The following is a 639-nucleotide window of genomic DNA, read 5'->3' as shown; positions in this document are numbered from 1 at the left end:
ATAAAAATATCCCGCAGATCCACAGGTGCTTGCGTGGTTCGGGGAAGAAATAAGTGGGCTGTACTTGCAAGGTATATGCCAAAGTTCTATCTTTGCACCACTCCGCAAGGGAGGGACGATTGAAAAGCGATAAATAGAAGTGGGAAAAGAGCTCGTAGAGAGCGCGTTTCCACGGTCACGAAGGCCCGGAAGGGTAGCAAAAAAAAGTTCAACTTTTTTTTTGCAGGACCGGAAAAATCTTCTACCTTTGCAGTCCCAACGAAACGGAGGGAAACAAAAAAAGATAGTTTATACCACGCAAGTGGCAAGACATATAGAAGGCCAAAGCGCGATGCGGCGGCGAGAGAAGTTCTTTAAGAAAGATGATCATGTAGCGTAACGAGTAGTCGGGAGATGAAAGTTAGCAATAACAATAAACAAGTCAACCTGTCAGTTACGGAACGTAAGATACAAACAAAACGATTCCGGTTATTTATTGATAAATAGCCCGGTATCGAACAATTCATTTTTACAATGGAGAGTTTGATCCTGGCTCAGGATGAACGCTAGCGGCAGGCCTAATACATGCAAGTCGGACGGGATTTCGGTGTAGCTTGCTACACCGGATGAGAGTGGCGCACGGGTGCGTAACGCGTGAGC

Annotated in this window: 1 rRNA gene; it reads left to right on the top strand. The window is 45.9% G+C overall.

Annotated elements, in window-relative coordinates:
* Positions 1–510: 510 nt before the first annotated feature.
* Positions 511–639: ribosomal RNA gene (locus tag DI53_RS05375) — 16S ribosomal RNA — on the top strand; the annotation flags it as partial.

It is taken from the genome of Sphingobacterium deserti, from assembly GCF_000757725.1.
In the GTDB taxonomy this organism is placed as follows: domain Bacteria; phylum Bacteroidota; class Bacteroidia; order Sphingobacteriales; family Sphingobacteriaceae; genus Sphingobacterium; species Sphingobacterium deserti.
The sequence above is the reverse complement of the archived record's forward strand: the minus strand, read 5'-3'. Positions and strand labels throughout refer to the sequence as shown.